The following is a 21,066-nucleotide window of genomic DNA, read 5'->3' as shown; positions in this document are numbered from 1 at the left end:
ACAAATGGACGTTCCACGATGATACTCGTACTTATGCATCTGAATGGGCAGCAATTTATAATCCGTATGCGGATAAAACCAAAGGTCAGCAGGAGTATGCCTGGTTCTGGTTTGATGAATCCGGTTATATGGTGACAGGCTGGTTTACAGATGTCGATGGAAACAGATACTATTTGAACCCGGTATCGGATGGCACACAGGGACGTATGGTAACCGGATGGTACTGGATCGACGGAATGTGTTATTACTTTAACCCAGTCTCTGATGGAACCAGAGGAGCCATGAAAAGAAATTGTGAAATTGACGGATATCAGTTAAATGCAGATGGTATCTGGGTTGTGAATGGAGTAGTTCAGACAAAATAAATATACCAGGTGTATTTATTATTTTGGTGGTGCCCTGTTAAGGGCACCGCCATTAAAAAATAAGTGACCATACACAGGGGGAGCTGCTGTTGGAAAAGCCGGGAAACAAGCAAGATGAAGAATTCGAGGAAGATTGGAAATTACTTTTTGAATTGTATGAAATTCTAAAAAAGAGGGTTGATGCCAGGGAAGAAAAGATGCGGGATTATGTAAGAAAAGTTGGCTTGACAGAGAAAGAAAAGAATAAGGATGAGCAGCAATAACAATGCAGAGAATCGTATGCTGTCAAAGGGATACGGTTTAGTTTCCGCAGGTGCGGTGTGTACCTTGAAAACTGAATAGTATGATAGCAAAAGAATATGCAGTATGGAAAATTCCCATGCTGCGGAATATGAATAACGTTTCTTGATTATAATTGAAATACTGGAAGCGCCGAAAAAAGTGTTTTATATTCCAGATTAACATCCGAAAAAATATTAAGATTTATAAAATAATGTCCGAAAAAATGTCAAAATAATTAGAATTACAGCCGAAAAAATGTTATAATTAAAACGGCGGTAGGAAACATATGCGTTTTGGAGGAGGTTTTTTATGGAAAGAGAACTGTTTACTAAGTTGGAACGGTGGATGAGAAAAAAGAATAGAAAGCCTTTGATCATACAGGGGGCAAGACAGGTCGGTAAAACATGGATCATGAAGGAATTTGGTGCCAGATTCTATGAAAATACAGTCTATATCAATTTTGATAATAATAAGGCGATGAAGGACGTATTTGAACTGGATTTTGATTTAAAGAGGATTCTGTCGGCAATTAAAATAGAATACGGAAAAAGTTTTCAGGCAGAGAATACCCTGATTATTTTTGACGAGATTCAGGAAGCGCCAAAGGCTCTGGCATCATTAAAGTATTTTTATGAGAACGCGCCACAGTATTCTATTATTGCAGCCGGTTCATTGCTCGGTGTTGCATTGCATCAGGGAACATCCTTTCCAGTGGGAAAGGTGGATTTTTTGAAACTCTGTCCAATGAGTTTTAGTGAATTTCTTTTGGCGGTTGGTGAAAATGGGCTGTATGAAACACTAAAGACCCAGGACTATGAGCTGATCAATGCATATGCAGGAAAATACGTGGATCTATTAAAGAAGTATTACTATGTGGGCGGAATGCCAGAGGTGGTACAGACTTATATTGATTCCGATGATCTGTATGAAGTTCGTGAGATCCAGAACAATCTTCTCACGTACTATGAGGAAGATTTCAGCAAGCATGCTCCCAAAGAGGTTGTTCCGCGTATTATGATGGTCTGGAATTCCATTCCGTCCCAACTGGCGAAGGAAAACCGAAAGTTCATGTATGGTGCGCTGCGTGAAGGAGCACGGGCTAAAGATTTTGAACTGGCAATACAATGGCTCGAAGATGCAGGATTGATTTTGAGAAGCTACAGGGTATCAAAGCCGGATATTCCACTTATTGCATATATGGAGATGAACAGTTTCAAGATGTTCATGTTTGATGTGGGATTATTAACAGCGAAGGCCGGTTTATCGGCCAGATTGTTGCTTGACGGCAGCCGTATTTTTGAAGAGTTCAAAGGGGCGCTCACAGAGCAGTATGTCGCGCAGGAGTTGCATGCAGCTGGATATCCACTTTATTATTTTGCGACAGAACGTTCAACGGGTGAAATTGATTTCATGCTGCAGGGAGATCTTGATTGCATCCCGATTGAAGTAAAAGCGGAACAAAATCTTCGTGCAAAGAGCCTGAAAGCTTTTTGTGATAAATATCAGCCGGACATGGCGGTTCGAAGCAGCATGGCAAATTATAAAAAAGAAGACTGGCTTATTAATGTTCCATTATATATGCTCGCTGAGTATTTAAAGAACATGGTGCATGTAAATTAGGCTATGGGAGAAACAGGCTATCGTTTGGTGGCCTGTTTTTTTATTCAAACAGATTGAAGTATTCATATTCCGTAGCATGGGAAGAGAAAGAAATTTCTATAATTGATGTTCGATAGTCATGATTTTTGCTCAAAAGGGCTTTTGAATCAGGTTGGTAGTTTACATATCATCATGGATCGTATACAGTGATTATAGACAGAGGAGGGGAGAAGTTTTATGAAAAGACTAACCATTTTGTGTGCGACTTTGACCGCAGCGATGTTTATGAATATGTCAGCATACGCTGGGACTTCAGAAGTGGCAACAGAAGTCAGTGCCGGTACTGTATGTTTACCGGGAGCTGATTTAACGGATGTAATGGGCAGCGGTGCTATTTTCAGCGATCAGCATCCGGAAATTACGGATCCGGAATATTACTTAAAAGAATGGTACAATTCTCCGGAAGAAAGGGAACAGAGCATTTTAAATGCGCATGGAGAGTATAAGACACCATACAACAATTACATGGATGAGGCATATCCACTTTTGCAGGAATTTCTTCATAGTTTTGACTGGATCCATGCAGATGAATATACCAGATACCAGAAAGCTTTTGAAAGAGTCGGGGCAGCATACCATGGAAATGTCTATGATGCGGATGCGGGATACAATCGCAGCAAAGAACGGTGGTTAGTTCTTCGTACCGGACATGGGATGTGTGAACAGTTTTCCAATGAACTGGCAGAGCTTTGTAAGCTGGTAGGCGTCAGATGTGAAGCATATCAGTCCTCGGCCTACCATAAGCGGTGTTTGGTACAGATTGGAGAAATCTGGTACGTGGTTGATCCAACCAATAATGGGGTGAAGAACTGCAAGGCCGTTGATTATGCGGCGGAGAGAGATCGGTATAAAAACGAGTATTTTGCATCAGAAGAAGCGCAAAAATTGCAGCAACAGTTAGATTTACAGAAAAAAGCTGAAAATGGGGAAATATCATGGCGCGAATATTATCGTACCATATGGCCAGATGTTTCTGACGAGCAAAGACAGGCGTGGCTCGGAATGACATATGATGAATATGAGCAACTTTACAAGTAGTGAAAGTGCTTTATAAATGGATATAGGAAAGCAAGCTATCAAACAAGGTAGCTTGCTTTTTTCTTTTTATAAAACAATCAGAAAATGGAGTATAAAGAGATGAAAAAATTTCGGAAGAATAAAAAACGAATTTGTGCAGGAATATTAGCGTTTGTTCTTAGCGCATCGCCAATATTAAATGATATCCCATCATTTTTTCTTTCCAGTGAAGCTGCAACGTATGGTGATACGATGCAGGCTTATATTAAGGACTCTGGATTTCGCCAGTATTGTATTGATGGAATGTCACCAAATAATGCATTGGGAGTGGCAGACCGATATGTGTATGTAAGTCCGTATGCATCGCTGAGCGAAGCAGAGGCTGGGCAGATATTTTTTGCACTGCTATCATTAGAGGTGAGTCAAGGCGGTAGCCAGGATATAAATAAAGCGTTAAATCAGCTAAATGTGGCTGCAGCATCTATTGGATTGACGCCTATGGGGCGTACTATGTCAAAGGATGATTTAAAGCTATATTTGCACAGCGCTGCCACCAGGGCAAAATATCCGTGGGTACAGGCCTGGAGTGATAATGCAGATAAATTGTTGGAAGCAGCTGGGTTACTAAGCAGTAGTTCCTCCGGATCTACAATGGGTGGACTGGTTCCGGCAACTCTGGCAGGCCATACCACTCCGGAAACAGCGGTAGCAGCAGATGGCACCCTGAGTATTAAGTTTGCGCAGGACGGCTCAGATGCCGGGTTTATCCAGTCGGTACCGCTAAAATTTTCTGCAACGGGGGAGGCTGGCTCCTATGTATCTGAAATTCCGAATGGTTGGACGTATGTAAAAACGGATACGGAGATCATCTTTACCAATCCTGGAAACAGCCCGACTCCGTTATATGTGCAGTTTGATCCAATAGGAACAAGGTATGAAACGGCAATGGGAACATTTGCTTCGGCCAGAGATTTGTATGAACAGTGTCTGCAGCTGTGGGTGCTTCAGCAGTGTGCTGGTCAGCATAAGAAATTCCCGCGAATTGGGGTAGTGCCGGCGCAGCAGCATCAGAGACTGGCATACGTGGAAATGGCTCTTCCAAGTAGTGTATATTATGCGTCCGTGGGAGCATCAGGAGTTTTTGGTACAGGAATTTTCTGGGGCCAGCAAGGTTTTGGTGGGAATGGTGGAAATACGCCATCGTATCCTTCTGGAACATCCAGCAGTGGCAGCCTTGAATTTAACTGTTATCGGCATGAGGAGGACTGGACTTCTACTTATAATACACAGCTGACTAAGTATGATCACGAAACAGGGGAAACTCTGGAGGAATCGAGTTTCCGGCTTTATGAGCGTTTTGATGATAAGGACCAGGTCAACCTGGAACGTGACGGTGCGGTAGAACTGTATGGCGGAACAGATCATGAAACGTATCTGTCAAAATACCTGGATAATCCGGTTGTATGGGATGATTATCGGTTTGTTGCGACCGTTACGACCAATGAAGAAGGCTATGCATCCAATACTGTAGAGCACAAATATCATTACGATAAAACCTTCTGTGATGGACATCCGGCACCGGCTTTTGTCGAAGTCCCGGAAGAGGAAGAAGATGAGGAAGGAGAAGTTACAAATCAGGACGAAATTGATGAAGCAAAGGAAGAAAACCGAAGACTTGCAAGTGGCTGGTTGGAATGTTTTGATGCGTGTGACGAAACTGCATCTGCAGGTACCTATGAGGGAGTCCACTTTCATTGGCTGATGTCGGAAGTCAGCCAGGGAGAAATCTCTTCCATTGCATCAAGCGGCGGCGAGGAGGGAAGCACTCCGAATGCAGGACCGACCAGTTCGGCATCCGGGGAGGATTCCTATGTGAATTCTGGCTGTAAGCAGGATGCGGAAGCGACATACAATAAATTTATTGCTTTGAAATACAGCTATACCTATCAGGAGGATACCGCGCGAAATGGGTATATTCTCCACGATCTGCATAATGATGACCTTCCAATTGAGGTGATCACAACAGATTCTTCGGAAAATGGTGCAAATTCATTTTTTGCGAATGAATACAGCAATCATATCCAGATCAACGAAGATGCAGCTCCAGAGGCAGATTCTTCCACGAGTAGAGTGGAGCAGGGCGCCGTTCATAGTATCACGGAGTCCGAGTATGCGGAGCTGACGGGAGAAGATCTGGATGTTCCGGAACTGGAGGAAGAGAAGAAAGAAGGAATTCTTTCAAAGGCCATTTCATTTTTTACAAAAATATTTAAGATCGAAAAAGAAGTGGAGCTTGAAGAAACAAAGGCACCGGAGCGTGTGGACGGCTCGGCTGCGGATACAAAAAAATCAGATGATGAGGAGTTTCAGGAGCATGAGACAGTGGACGGAGCGGATGAAACAACAGATTCCGACGACATTGATAATAAAAACTCATCGGATTCCGATGGTGAAATTTTGGATTCCACGGAAGCTTCGGATAAGGATGAGGAAGATCAGGAGAATAAAGGTGAGGTAGAGAATCCTGACGGCGGAATGTCAGATACGGACTCAAAAGATGAGTCCGAGAAAAATGATTCTGGAACAGGCTCTGAGGACGTAGCAGAGAAAGATTCCGATACTGGTAATAACTCTGGAGATCTGGAAAATTCAGACAGTGTGGATGACGCAGCTTCTAAAGAGCCGGACAGCGCGGTGGGAGATGTGTCTGCGAGATTGGAAACCTTTGAAGGAAAGGTATTTTCCGGCTGGATTGAAAAAGGCATTCAAAAAATTTTCGGTATTATGACTGTTTACGCAGAGACAACAGAGAATGCTGCAGGCAGTGATATAGAAAAAGAGTCGGTTTCTGCCAGGGAAACAAAGGACGATGATTCTGAGGATGTTTCTGATGAAGAGGAAAGAAGACCGTCTAAAGAAGAAACGCCAATTCAGGATGTTGTAAAAGATAATCGTGATTTAAAAAATGAGGAAAATCCATCAAAAGAAGAATTGGCAGACATTGATTCAGAAGAATTCCTTGATGACGATATTGAAGATGAACAGGAATTTATCGAGGATGAAGAACGGATCAGTGAGATAGAGGCTCTTGGCGGCAGGCAGGTAGATCTTGCGTCAGCCTCCAATGCGACCTACGTGGCGTATGTGGAATTTACTAAGCAGAGGGATGAGGGTGATCTGACTGTATCCGGAAGTGATGATCCGGACATTTCCCTTTATGCGCAGCTTTCAGGATCTGGCAAAGAATTGTTTGAAAGTGCCTACAGCACGGCAAAGGGTTCACCAAGTGTGGGCGTACTTATTACACCAGGATCGGCGGATCATTTTAGTCACTGCAATGATGAAGATGGCTGCGGAAATATGTGGCGTATCTATGACCATCGGACGGAGGGTGAAATCCATATCAATAAGAGAGATTTGGATCTGGAAAATGGGGCAAACGACGCATATGATTCCTATGGAGATTCTCAGGGAGACGCCACTTTAGAAGGAGCGGTGTACGGCCTGTTTGCTGCAGCGGATATCATTCATCCGGACGGAAAAACGGGAACCATTTATATGGCAAATGATCTGGTGGCAGTCACGACAACGGATAAAAACGGCGATGCTTCGTTTATGGCCTTTACAGAAGCACCGGGAATGATCTATGACTGTGAAGAGGGTAAGATCGTGGATCGCGGCCAGGGCTGGAATGCAGCATCTCCACAAAATCTCTATGATCATGCGGAAACATACGATGAGTATACGGCAGACGCAGATGTGGTAAGAACTTATCCGGATTATAAACTGGCGAATGGCAACTGCTGGATTGGAAGACCGCTGATCCTGGGGGACTATTACGTAAAGGAATTGACTCGCTCTGAGGGATATGAATTGTCGATTGGAAACCGAATGCAGCAGCAGACCAATCTGGGACAGGATGTAAATGCGGGAGTTCCAGGCGATTTGACCGGTTATGCTGGAATTGTTGGGATCCTTGCCGCGGAGGAGCAGATCAGTGATGAACCGACTGGAGATGTGGAAGATCCTGACTACAATCAGTTATTTTTTACAGCTGAAAGTGAAAAAACAGGGGATTCGGGATTTGATCTTGTATTTCGAAATCTGCCGGAGGGAGTAAAACTTTACCGGAAGGACAGTATTTCTACGACGAAAGAGGTAGAGGCCGGTACGGGTATCTATGATGAAGTGCCAGTCAAAAATATTTTTGGCCTGCCGGAGTATGTTGTGGCGGAAAACAATCATCAGTACCCGAAATATAATGCAGATGGAAGCATTAAAACCAAAACGACCAACGTGAATTTTACTGCGAAAAACGTAATCCGTGTGACCAGAAAAGGGTTGGATCCTGCGAAAGTTACGGATGTAATCCTGGCCTCTGTGCCAGGAATGTCCGATGATGACCTTCTTTTAAGACTAGCATCTGTACCAGATGTGGATAATGACTTTGCGCTGCTTAAAATCAAGGTGGAGCAGGCGCTTCGCACAAATGGAAAAAGCTCACCGAACTATAAAAGAAGCGGAGTTACAGCTTATTCGAGCATGGATGAGCTGGTATTTGACCGCGGTGTATGGGAAGGTGAGACAGATACCTATGGTATATCTGGTGGCAGCGTCGGAAGCGCAGCTGATAAAACGGTATGCGGTTCTCCTCTTGTAACATTGACGATCAATAAGGAAGGAACAGACGGAGAGGCCGTATCGTTATCTTCACTGATTGTTTCGATTCTGGATTATTACAATATCCATGATTATTACAATTATGGTGGAGTGGACTATATCAAAGAAAATGCCGACAGTTGGACGGTCGGTTTATATGCAAACCGGACTAATTATCCGATGCTCTTTTATGTTCCGGCGGACAGTTCTTCTGGAGATGCAATGTTTTACCGGGTAGCAAGTATGCCTACAGACCACAGTAAGCGGCCAAGAGCCATTTATGTTGCATACAGTGAGGATGCCATTTATGATCCTTGCGGTGAAATGAAGAATTTTTCCGTGAACGAGGACGGCACCGTTAATGCGATCCTTTCCCCAGCTGTACAGGCAGATGAGAATGGGGATATCGTGAATGGTGTCGTAACCGAAACTGAATTTTATAAAACCGGGGAAACACCTCTGGATAAAAATGGCAATAAAATTCTGAAGGTAACCTATGTGGAGAGGACAGAAAAGATTTTCGTTGAAGTTAATGAATGCAAGTGGACGGAGATCCTTCTCACAAAGGAAGGGAATGTGTGGATCGCCCATCAGAATGGTAATTATACGGATGGATATGGAACAGAGCATGCTGACGAGGCAGCAGCACGTTATGAATATACGCTGAAACTTCCATCCCGGTTCATTTCCCTGACTGAGCAGGATTGCATAGATTTTGGAATTTCAAAAGAACTTGCAGGAAACCAGGTTGGTAGCGCCTCCTATTATCTGGCAAAAGGTTCCAGTGTAAAAGCATACCTTAACTATCGCAGCCTTTTAGTAGGCCAGGAAAACTCCTATGTAAAATCGGTGGAACTTGATTACCCAGGCCAGGATTATACTTTCCAGGATGGTACAGAACAACCTGGAACCAATACCAGAAAGCTGCCTGTCGGCGTAGAAGAGAGGATCATCAGCCAGCAGATCAAGGTTACAAAAACGATTGATGAGAAGAGTTACCGCAATACGAACTCCTACAGTGAGGTGCATGAGGACTGGTGGAGTCGCTTATTTGGTAATCATGCAGGGAATGGAGCATCGGATCATTCGGCGAAAAAGCTTGATAATTTCCGTTTCAAAACCTATTTGAAGTCAAATCTGGAAGCATTGTACCGGAATGAAAATGGAGAAATTGTATGGCAGGACCGTATGGGCACTGAACGGACGGATGCTGAGCAGCTTGCCGCAAATAAAGCATTTCCAATGCTGGTCAATAAGATCTATACAAAGGTTCCTCATCAGACGGATCCGCTGTTTAAAAATTCCAATGATGCAGCGATTGCCAATACGGCTCTTTATGATTATCATAACGGTCTGATCAGTGATGAGGCAAACACGGGTTATACGAGACTGCTGGAAATGGCAGACTATCTGGTTGAGGATGGAGACAGTACAAGAACAGTCAAAAATTACAATTATGAGAAGTTTTTTGATGCGATCAGCGTTTCCAATGGAGATAAATGGGATGAAGATCATCCGACCTACACAAGTTATAAGCCGATTGGAAATTTCATGAACCGTACCGAAGAGCAGCTGGATAATGCCAGGGTATCTGACCGGGTGCGTCAGTTTGCAATCAGCTGGTACCTGGATGATGAGGTAAAAAAACTGGTTCAGGAGGTAGACGCAGGTACTGGAGAGAAGGAGGCCAGTGCAGGTGCAACGGCATACAGTGAAGAAACGTATGATCTGGCACTCCGTCAGGCCATTATAAAGGCAGAAAACTATTTGAAGCCATTCTTTGCGTATGATCTTGATGAGCTTTACGCAATTCACTGGGATAGTGAGGCAAACGGAGGCAGCGACCATGATACAACAACACTGGCTGCCAATACGATTTATGGAGATAAAGATCTTTCAAAAGACGGTGGATATGCCTATGGGTTATCTCGATATTTGCCCTACGGAACCTATGTAGTGGCAGAGCAGCAGCCTCATGTTGATGAACTGAAGGATTTAAAAAACCGTCATTATCAGATTGATCAGCCAAGGGAAGTAACTTTGCCAAGCGTGTATGCATCTTATGATGCATCACAGGAAACCCCGGAAACATTTAATTCTTTCTATAATTATGACCGTTCTGATTCCATGCAGCAGCTGGAACAGAAATATCAGATCCGGTTTGGTGAGGAGGACCATAAGATCCAGGCCCATAATCATCATGGGGATTTTGAAATTTATAAGTATGGACTTGATCTAAATAAGATCACAAATGGGGTTCTGGCAGAAGCCGGTAACTATTTTGCATTAACGCAAAGCCCATGGCGACCACTGAAAAATTATTATAATCCGGAGAATGATCGTTCTGCTGCCGAAGTTACCTATTATCTGACGGAGGGGCAGAGCGGTAGAAAAGGGATTTCAGAAAATTACCGGTATAGTTCCCTGTCTGAAGATGCGGGACTTTCTGATAATGTTCCGTATCCGGGTGCAGATATTACTGCAGATAACCGGTTGGGAATCCAGTACCGGGATCATGTTGCAACAATGACGGGAATGCAGACGGCTTATGACGGGAAATATGCTGCCATGCTGGTTCCATATAGCGTGGTTGCATCAACGGATGAGCAGGCGGAGGTGACAGATGAAGAGCCGGGCCAGGGAGGAAGAGCAACATATCGGGGCTTTGCTTACGATAAGTTTGTGAACCGCTTCTTTACGGCAAAGCTTAGAATTGAAAAGATTGACGCAGAAACCCATGAGAATATCCTTCACGACGGTGCACTTTTCAATCTGTATGCGGCATCCCGTGATGACAGTGAGAGTGGTCAGGGAACAGTAAAATTTACGACAGAACCCACGCAGTTTACTGGAACAAAAGAATTTTTAACGGCAATGGGGGCTACTGACATCCGGCCGATTGCAAAAGGCCGACTTGCAAGGTGGATTGATCGCATTACCGGAAAAGAGAATGGAATCGGTGATCTGTATAGTGGCACCGTGCCGGAGGGCATACCGATCTGCAGTGAGGATGAGCAGATTGTGCTGGGAGATGAATACGGGAATAAGACGGTGGTCTTTAAAACCTATTCAACAACCAGGGACGGCCTGATGCGGGATGAGATGACAGACAAGGGAGCGTCCTATCAGGACCAGAATGTCGGTTATCTGGAACTGCCACAGCCTTTGGGCGCGGGGGTTTATGTTCTGGCGGAAGTAGATCCGCCGGCCGGATATGCGCGGAGTAAGCCGATCGCGATCGAGGTTTACAGCGACAAGATTACTTATTATAAGGAAGGAACAAAGGATAGCCGGGTATTGGCAGTCGTTTATGAGGATGATGCGGACCACCAGACAACCAATGCAAACAAACCGGAAGACAAGGTAAACGTGGCGCAGGTCTATGTGGAGAATACTCCGATCCGGCTGGAGGTTGAAAAGGTAAAAGAATCCTATGTAGGAAAGGCCAATACGACGGCAGATAAGACGGTCAGCTACAAGATTTCCGGTCGTGTGGATGGAAAATACAGCGAGATCGGAAAAAATCCGGACCTGGTTTATGCGTATCGGGATGGAAAATATTTGGGATATGCATGGCAGAAAGGAACCCTGGAGTATTTAGAGGAACGCAAGGCAGCAGGAGAAAAGGTGGAAATCGTTTATTCCCACGGAACATTTGCGGGCTATGGGTATGTTACCAGGACTCTTGAAACTGCAGATGATGAAAATGGCTATGTAGCAGGGGCATTGATGACATTGTTTGATGCAATCCCTGTGGAGCGTTCTGGATTTGAGGGAGATGAGGCTTATAACGGACTGAAGATTGAAAGAAATCTCACGAACAATATCACCAGAATGTATATCGAGCAGGGATATGCCGGAGAGAAAGTAGAGTTTGTCCGTGAAAAGGACGAGGCGGGTAAAGAACTGGAAGTGACTTTTTCGGCCGGTATTGATAAAGACGGAAACACCATTTCGGCAACCGGCGGAGTATGGTCTGCGGTTACGTTACAGCGGCCAGATACAGATATCTTATATTATGATCTGGATGGCCTGGATCCATATCAGGAGCGGTATATTGACGGCCAGTTCATTACCTATGTGTATGATAAAACGCATAAGCAGACGCCTGTGGAAGATGCAGAACGGGACCGCAGAAACTTTGAAAAGACTGATATAGAGCATTCGATGTATGTTTTTAAGGATGGAGTCCCATATTTAGAGATTACAGAAGGCGATTTTACAAAGGTAAAATACCGAAAGAATGATAAGCAGCTTGAAGTGGAGGCAGGCACCAAAATTTATCATTTGGATAAAGACGGGTACCGCGATGCTTTGGTTGATCCGGCAACAGGAATGGCATATATCGAAGAAGGCTGTTCAGACGGAACGGTAAGAACTCTGGTATGGCCAGTTAATGTAAGAAAAGATGAATTCGGAAATGTGATTGCCCGTGATAAGATCACGACTTCCCGTATTGCTACGGTGGCAGAAAATAAGGACGGATATGCAGAGGATGAAACGCTGGATGTGGTAAATAATTCCACCGCGGAGATACCGGATGCGGATAAACCGTCGTATACCCATGCGGAGTCTGGCCATATTACCGGAACCTGGAAAGGAAATGGTGAGCAATCACACGAGGAGAGCAGCGTTGAGCAGAACCGTTTTAATCAGGATATGAATGGTTCTGTCCTGGTAGATGACAATGATGGTGATTTTCTAAATGAACTCAATCCGGTCTATGATGACCATGGTTTGGTTTTGTATTACCAGAGAAGTTCAGAAACCTACAAAAAGGGAGAGGATCTTTATGACCGGAATGGAGATTTTGTACGACACCAGGATTCAGATAATCTGGAAGAATACAATCTGAACGCATATCGTATCAATGAACATGATGAACTGTATGATGCTTCTCAGGAGAAGAAAACACCGGAGCGGAAAAATCTGTATCACCGGCTGGGTGAGGGATATATCCTTGAAAACACCTGGTTAAGCTCTGACAAGACTCCGAATGATCCATTCGATACATTTCAAACAGACGGACAGGCAGATGTTTTAAAACGCCTTCCGAGCGGAACCTATATTTTGGAGGAGTTAAAGGCACCGGAGGGCTATGTAAAGGGCCTGCCTAGTGGCATTTCTGTAGCGGAGACGGGAGAGCTTCAGCATGTTCAGATGGTTGATCGGACCACAAAGATTGAAATTAGTAAGATCCATGCGCCGCAGGATACCAAAATGCCGGTTCTGGATATGGACCATGAACATCCGGAAACGGGAGAGAAACCGTATGAGCGCGAGGTGGTGACTGGTGATATTGCTTCCTATACATACAGTTCTGTTTCTGGAGCAAAACTGGCGCTGTATCCGGCCAGACGGGTATATAGTGCGGATACGGAGAAATATCCGAAGGGATATTATCTGGTAAAAACGCAGAATACTCCGCTGGTTTGGGAAGATACAAACAGTACCGCTTCCAACCCGGTATGGAATACCGCGGAATGGATCAGTGGAAATGAACCGGCCTATTTCGAGCGGATCCCGGCGGGAGATTATCTGTTGGAAGAGATTGAAACGCCGGAAGGATTTGTAACAGCAGATCCGGTGGAAATTACAGTTGGAGATCAGTCAGAAGTTGAAACCGTCTGCATGAAAAATGATACCACAAAGGTTGAGATTGAAAAATTCTTTACAGATGAGCACGGAGAGAAAGTCCAGCTGTCTGGGGCGGAATTTAGCCTTCATCAGGCAGTGGTCAATGCAGAAGGGGAAATTATTTACGATGCGGATGGCACGCCGGTATATGATGCCCGTGTTCTGGCATCATTTAAGAGCGGCACTGTTGAGGATTATCAGAATTTCCGCGATGCATTTGAAAAAGCGTATGCGTCCTATGGTGTGGATCTTTCACTATTTGGCTGGAAGGAGAATGGGCAGGAAAAATCTGCAACCGTCACAGCTAAGACGGTAATGGATGCGACAAGCGCCGGAGGAAGTCACGACCGATTTGCAACGAAAGCACTCCTTACCATGATTACAAGCGACGGGGAGACTATACGCGTAGCAGTATCTGGCAACCTGCCGGAAACCGTCTTTGATTACCAGTTTGATTATCAGAAATTGGAGCATATAAATGCTTACGCGGATACTTACCTTACGGACAGAGGCACCAGAAGGATCAATGGCCTGCCAGCAGGGGAAAAGTATGTCCTTGTAGAAACCAAGGCACCCGATGGATTTTTAAAAGCAGATGCCCAGGTGATTGTAGTGGAGAACCGGAAGGAGATCCAGCAGTATCACATCGAGGATCTGGAGGGACAGATCTGGCTTTCTAAATCTGCTGTTGGTGTGACCGGGGAGATGGCTGGGGCTACCATGGCCCTGTATAGAGCAGATCAGTCAGGAAATTTGAACCAGTCCGATGAGTATCTGGTCAGCCAGTGGGTAACCGGAGCAGATGGCATTTATACAGTGACAGATAAAGTAAATGGCAGGATCCCGGAAGGATATCAGGTGGGAGATTTAAGGATTCACATCGAGACGGGCCTGGCAGAAGGCATCTATTATTTAGTGGAACTGTCAGCACCGGAATATTATACCTTAGCAGAGCCGGCACGATTTGAGTATCATCTGGATGATTTGGTACAGACGATTCGGGCAGTCAATGAAGCGGTGAAAGGTGCGCTTTCTATCACCAAGACTGGAGAAGACGGCCAGGGACTTGCCGGAGCAACATTTGAGATCAAAGCGTATAAAGAAAATGATCTGGATGAGCCGGTCACCACAAACATGATCTATGGAACAGAGCCAGTCATCACCGTGCAGGATCTTCCTGTTGGTGAGATGCGGCCAGATGGAAGCATCATTCCATATACATACACGTTACAGGAGATCGCAGCGCCGGAGGGTTATAGTGTAAATCCGGAAATCATCACCTGGCAGTTTGAGCCGAAACAGGGTGACGGCCAGAGCTTTGCCCATGAGACGGTAGTAATTCATCAGGAGAGCGTAAAGGATCAGAAAACCAGGCTGTATTTTAGTAAGCAGGACTTCGATGTTTTAGGGGATGACAATACAGAAGGTGCTTTTATAGATGGGGCAATTCTTTCCATTTATGAAGTGACAGGAAAAGATGAACACGATCAGCCTGTATATGATAAAGATGCACCGTTTACGACCTGGACCACCAGAAAATTGGAGAAGAGGCATAAGGTTATCGGACTTATCGCAGGGCATACCTATATCCTGGTGGAAGATACTGCGCCGAAGGGGTGGAATCTGATGAAGCCGGTACTGTTTACGGTATCCAGTGATGGAAGGAGTATCCAGGGCCTTTCTAACCAGATGGAGAGTATTGAAATCCAGCGGGTATCAAAGAATGATTATGAATTGGATACGATCAATCGTGATACCACAAGCATTGAGCAGGTAAAACTGAAGGGCCGTTATGTGACCCAGATATATTATGAGCTGACGGACGCAAACAAAGATCTGATAGAAAGCTGGATCGGTGCTGGCGAGGAACATGTGATAAGAAAACCGTTCGCTTCTGTGTCAGAAGGATCGGCCTATACCATCACGGAGTACTGCAGGTATTCCGATGGAACGGTTCTTGTGACGGATCGGTTCACCAAAACATTCTGGTTTGATGAAAATGGAGAGATTAAAATTCCAACCAGAGAAATTGACCATGTAAATGAGACCTTATCTTATGCGGACGGAACCAAGATTACCGCGTTTATTCCAGATGCGGATAATCAGGAAAAGCAGGTGAAAAATCCTCTGCAGAAAGATGATCTGGTAATAACCAGACTGTCTGCGGATGGTGCCAGTGCATTAGCGCCGGATCAGGCAATTTTTGAAAGAATTCGAATGATCAATACGGATCACAAAACGGCAGATATGGTATTAACCGTGACTGTCGATGCAGATACAAGCATTATTGATCCGGGAACAGGAACTTTCGACGGAGAAAAACTGGTATTTCATTTTGAGAGCGTGGCGCCGGGTGAAGCTGCATACGCTGCTTTTACAACACAGGTAAGTGGTGAGGCATCTACGATTGAGGCGAAAGCAGAATATAACGGAATTGTAAGGGAAACCCAGAAGACAGTGCCGGTATTAACCTATGGAAAAGTAGTATTGTTCAACGAACTTACGGGATCTGGAAAGGAGCGGTATAAAGATCAGAAAACATCATTTAGGGTAAAACTTTATGACGCATCGACAGGAAGGGAACTTCCAGGGACCTATTCATACAGCGGCAGCAGGACCGGCATGATAAAGAGTGGCGATACCATCAGCCTCTCTGGTAATGAATATGTCAAGATCGATCCTGGTTACTATAAAAATGTGACCTATGAGATTGAAAAGATCGAGAATGGCCTGCACCATACGGAGAAAATGACATCCGGAAGTGTGGATGTAACTCACGGAAACGGAGCCAGATTTACCAGAAATATTGAGGATACGGCGAAACGCACGATATTTAAGCAGGGAGAAACCTATGTGCTTACGGAAGAAACCGTATTCGCAAATGGGGACAGCCTTCCGACAAATAAGATCAGTACAATTCTGGGCCAGTCTGTGAATGTTGAAGGCATTGCAGCCGCGGACCGGAAAACCAAAGTTATGATCTCAAAGACGGAAATTGGCGGTGGTAAAGAGCTTCCTGGCTGTGAAATGGAATTATACGATGAGGAAAATAATTTGATCCACAGATGGACCAGTTCTGATGTAGCGGAAAGCCTTGAAGAATTCCTGGAACCGGGAAAGACCTATAGACTGGTTGAAAAAAGCCCGGAACCTGGATATTCCTATGCGGAAGATATCACCTTTACCGTAAATGAGGACGGCACAGTGGACCGTGTGGTTATGGTGGATAAGCCTACTCACATCGTGTTATCTAAAAAGAAGATCACAAACAGTGAGGAACTCCCGGGAGCGCTGCTTCAGGTTGTGGATAAGGACGGAAACGTAGTAGAGGAGTGGATCTCTACGGACAAGCCTCATGAAATTGTTGCAAAACTGGTAGTGGACGAGAGTTATGTGCTGCGAGAGGTTCGGCCTGCAGACGGCTGGGCATATGCCGAAGATGTGCCGTTTAAGGTGAGTCATGACGGAACAGTTGATTATGTCAAGATGGAGGACAAGCCGACTCATGTTGTAATTTCCAAGCAGGAGATTACGGGAAGTAAAGAACTTCCGGGCTGTACGCTGCAGGTCATTGATAAGAATGGAAATGTGGTAGATGAGTGGTTTTCTACCGACCAGCCTCATGAAATTAAGGAGAAACTGATCGCAGACGAGGAATATACACTGCGGGAGGTTCGTCCGGCAGACGGTTGGGCCTATGCGGAAGATATTCCGTTTAAAGTAAGCCATGACGGAACGGTCGATCAGGTCAAAATGGAGGATAAGCCGACGCATGTGGTTGTATCCAAGAAGAAAATTACGGGAAAAGAAGAACTTCCGGGCTGTCATCTGGTGATAAAGGATAAGAATGGAAATGTGGTTGATGAATGGACCTCTTCAACGATACCACACGAAATCGTAGCAAAACTGATTGCCGGAGAAACTTATACACTTATTGAGATCCGGCCGGCAGATGGCTATTCGGTTGCGGAGAGCATTGAATTTACGGTATCCAAAGACGGCAGCGTCGATATGGTGGAAATGTTTGATGATGTAACCCATGTAGAATTTGGCAAGGTAAATCCAAATGGCACGCTTCTTAGTGGTGGCCAGATACAGATCAAAGATCTGGACGGAAATGTACTGGTTGATTTCGTGCCGGATGGTACGGTTTACCGGGTTGACGGTGTACTGAAAGCCGGAGAGACCTATGTCATACACGAAGTATCAGCTCCTGGTGGATACCGGGTATCTGAGGATCAGGAGTTTATTATGCCATTGGGTCAGGAAACAAAAGAAATCCGATTCGTGAATTTTGCGATCAATGGCGGTGGTGGCGGAGGTGGCACCACTCCGGGGAAACGCCAGTTGTCCATTCGCAAGTACGATCCAGTAAACCAGATCGGCGTGGCCGGAGCAAAGCTTACTGTTTACAGTGCGGACGGAAGCCTGTATTTAAAAGGTATTACGGATGAGAGCGGATATCTGACATTTGCTATGCCGGCGGATGGAACCTATACATATCAGGAAACAGAGGCACCGGCTGGATATTACCTGAACCCGGCTGTACAGTACCTTTATATTAAGGATGGTAAAGTAACAAATCCAGAAAACCGGACCTTGTATGATTATCCAAATGTGGAGGTGATACTTGAAAAGAAAGATTCAGAAGACGGCACAGCAGTTCCGGATACACTGCTTCAGGTGACTGATCCGGCCGGCCAGGTGGTATTTCATGGCAGAACGGATGAAGCAGGAGCGTGCAAGGTTCCGGCCGGTAAGGCAGGAACTTACCGTATCGTGGAGATCGAACCGGCAAACGGATATGAGCGGTCCGAAGCACCATGGCAGTTCCTTGTTTCATATGACGGAACCATTGCTGGGGAAACAACGCTATATAATGAAAAGATTGATAAAAGGGTTGGTATCGGGCGGATCTATGCACATTATGAAAGTACGAATGGAAGCAGTGGATCCTATGGATTGGGTGTTCCAGACTGGCTGAAGCAACCGAAGGCAGGAGATACTACAGATTCATTCAAATGGTATGTACTGGCAACCATCTTTGCGATGGGCGCAGGGGGACTGGTGCTTATCGGACGAAGGAAAGGAAAGAAAAAAGATGATGAGGCGTAGATATTTTAGCGCCCTGATGTTTACGGCGGTACTGGTATTTGCCAGTCCCGCCGGGAAAACCATGGCGAGTCAGGTATCAGAAAACCAAACGCAGAGTATTGCAGAGAATGTGAATGTAGCGGTGCCTTCTGAGGCAGAAAAGCAGGTTAGCGGCGCAGATGATGCGATTACCACCGTGGAAGAAGTATTTGGAGAGCGGCCATATTACGGTTCAGGAGAGACGGATGGAAGTTATGTATATTATTCACAGGTCTTTCCAAAGGATGCGGATCAGGACCAATATCTGCCTGAGGAAGAGCATGTGGAAGGTGATGATACATACCGGTTAGTGGATTATGAGGTGAAGGAACAGTCTCTTTCAGGAAGGAAGAAGCATATCCGGGATACGTTACTACTGAAAGATTATGAGGGGATCGATGAGATTCCGGAAACCTATAAGGTAGAAATTGCAGATAATCCGTTTCAAACCGTAACGGAATATACGTTGCCGATCAAAGAGGCAGAGCGGGTAAATGAACGCTGGGAAGATTCCTTTACGTTTGATATTGTCGTAGAACATGCAGACTCAGGACTATTTCAGATTGGAAATGAGGTGATATCACTTAATCAGACTGTGGATCCGTTTGCTGGTAATGAAGGGCTTTTATTAGAGCTGATCGGGGTGCCAAATGACGCATACCAGATTGATCACACGGCCTGGGCCGGTGACATGTATGAGCAGAATGGGATCCTGTATCGGAATGCAGTCGCTTATGGGAAAAAGCTGGTTTATGATCTGGAAATTTCGTATGAAGATGTGATCACCCTGCCGGAAGAAGAGGGGTATCAGATCCGGGCGCGGTATGAACTGCTGCCGAAGGATGCTTCTGTTATGTCGGAAAGCACATCAAAATCATCGGGATCCAATCACTGGGATTGGCTTAAAAACCTATGGGAAGAGATGATGAAGTTTCTGAAAAAGATAGCAGAAACTGTAAAAAAGCATCCGTACATTACGGCGGTTGTATTTTTCCTATTGTTTATCGCAATCATATTATACCTTGCTGTCAGGCGCAGAACCAAAGATGTCGAAGAGCCGGAGTATGTTTCAAGGCGGTGGCATCGCGGTCCGAAACGCGGCAGAAGAAGGTAGATCTAGCTGCGTGTGGTGTCACAGCCATACGCAGTTTTTTAAAAAGAAGAATTTAAGGAGGGTTGTATTGAAGCAGAAAATCGGTTTTTTAGTATTGAAATCAGGTGGAAATGAAGAAGCGCGCTATTTATATCCAACAGTATTATATCATTTAGCACTTCGGTCCAGGATCAAAAGAGCATTAGAAACAGGAAAAGTGCTGCGATGCTGCTGCAGAGAGGATGAGACGGAAGTGACTGTCAATGAAAATTTGAAACTTCAATTTTTACGCGGCAGACATGCAGCAGCATGCGTAGAATACGTTCGGCAGCTTGCTAAGTATTCCAAAGCCGCCGGTGTCATTCCGTTCATCTATGGGCATGGATTTTCCATACCGGTTGCCTTTAAGTGCAAAAAAGGGGCCAGAAAGGAAGCAGGCATATACTCAGGAGAAGTGCTTGACTTGTGCAAGTGGAAGCGATTTGATCTAACAGCCCTAAACGCGATCATTGCCGCCAGAGCATTCGAAATGTGTGCACAGACAGGGCAAATGACGGCGGATGCTGTGCTTTCCCAGATGGAGTATGAATATGGCTTATATCAGTATGAGGACCCAGATGGTGCGCTGATCTCAATCAACAGTTCACTTGTACTTACCCGTAGGACAAAGATTGGAGAAACGGCATTCTTTTGTGGAAAGGTGCGTAAAATCAGCGCTCAGTATGGTGCTCAGATATATTTGATTTGTGAGAATGATTATGGAAATTTTAATATTTCGCTTCCTCGCGTGAAGTGGGAGAAAATTTCTTCTGCCGTATACCGTAGTGACCGTATGGCCTGTTGCATTACCGGGTTTGTTCAGGTGAAAGAAATTATTCCATATAAGAAGAGACATTATGACAAAATTACAAAGACCTCAACTGCAGGAAAGCAGGATGCAAAACGTGTCCTCGAATTTGCAAGCTTCACCTTGTTTTATCTGAATGAATATGGTCTGATTGGTGGAAAAGAGGAGGAACTGGCAGAGGTGAGTGAACTGATGCGGCAGGGGAAGCATGTGATCAAGCCATATTACCCGGTACCAGGATGTGACAAAATTCCAAAGTATTATGTGTTTTAAGAATGCAGCAGAAAGGTAAATAAATGCACTATATCAAAGGATGCCCATGCCTGTTTAAGGTGGCGTGGATAGCAGATCAGGCACTAAAAAATATCTATGTA

6 protein-coding genes are annotated in these 21,066 nt (G+C 45.0%); all 6 read left to right on the top strand.

Annotated features, from left to right (window positions below; genetic code table 11):
• Window positions 1-53 precede the first annotated feature (53 nt).
• The gene (locus ACZM6M_RS09870; RefSeq protein ID WP_489490305.1) at window positions 54-365 is read left to right on the top strand and encodes a hypothetical protein; all 312 of its coding nucleotides are present in this window, start codon (window positions 54-56) and stop codon (window positions 363-365) included.
• An 89-nt stretch (window positions 366-454) separates the two neighbouring features.
• Window positions 455-628 carry a hypothetical protein gene (locus tag ACZM6M_RS09865; protein WP_154106746.1) on the top strand — a complete coding sequence of 58 codons (174 nt, stop codon included), beginning with the start codon at window positions 455-457 and terminating at the stop codon, window positions 626-628.
• A gap of 328 nt (window positions 629-956) precedes the next feature.
• Window positions 957-2,267 carry an ATP-binding protein gene (locus ACZM6M_RS09860; protein ID WP_118696920.1) on the top strand — a complete coding sequence of 437 codons (1,311 nt, stop codon included), beginning with the start codon at window positions 957-959 and terminating at the stop codon, window positions 2,265-2,267.
• Window positions 2,268-2,483: 216 nt separating this feature from the next.
• Window positions 2,484-3,344, top strand: coding sequence for a hypothetical protein (locus ACZM6M_RS09855; RefSeq protein ID WP_118726131.1), 861 nt, complete (start codon window positions 2,484-2,486; stop codon window positions 3,342-3,344).
• A 99-nt stretch (window positions 3,345-3,443) separates the two neighbouring features.
• On the top strand, window positions 3,444-18,734 hold the full coding sequence (locus tag ACZM6M_RS09850; RefSeq protein ID WP_489490293.1) for an MSCRAMM family protein: 15,291 nt from the start codon (window positions 3,444-3,446) through the stop codon (window positions 18,732-18,734).
• Window positions 18,735-19,735: 1,001 nt separating this feature from the next.
• Window positions 19,736-20,965 (top strand): hypothetical protein, encoded by a 1,230-nt coding sequence (locus tag ACZM6M_RS09845; RefSeq protein ID WP_489490291.1) that lies wholly within the window; start codon window positions 19,736-19,738, stop codon window positions 20,963-20,965.
• The last annotated feature ends 101 nt before the right edge of the window (window positions 20,966-21,066 follow it).

The organism is Enterocloster sp. (assembly GCF_057861365.1).
This window is presented reverse-complemented; position numbering and strand designations above follow the sequence as displayed.